1 protein-coding gene is annotated in these 264 nt (G+C 63.6%); it reads left to right on the forward strand.

What is annotated here, in order from left to right; genetic code table 11:
• On the forward strand, positions 1-264 hold a 264-nt coding region (locus MFF64_RS39095; RefSeq protein ID WP_273557217.1), incomplete at both ends, for a phosphoribosyltransferase family protein.

Raw genomic sequence — 264 nt, forward strand, 5'->3', positions numbered from 1 at the left:
GCATGTTCACGCCGGGCAACGGACCCGTGCAGATCAGCGCCGAGGCCATAAAGAAGCGGGTGGAGGAGCTGGGGAGGGAGATCGCCCGGGACTACCAGGGCAAGACCCCTCACCTGATCTGCGTCCTGAACGGGGCCTTTATCTTCATGGCCGACCTGGTGCGGGCCATCCCCCTGCCCCTCACCATGGACTTCATCGCCATCAGCTCCTACGGGAACGCCTTCAAGTCCAGCGGGGAAGTGGAGCTTTTGAAGGACCTCCGCC

Origin of the sequence: Methylobacterium frigidaeris (assembly GCF_022179185.1) — a bacterium.
GTDB classification, from domain to species: Bacteria; Pseudomonadota; Alphaproteobacteria; order Rhizobiales; family Beijerinckiaceae; genus Methylobacterium; species Methylobacterium frigidaeris.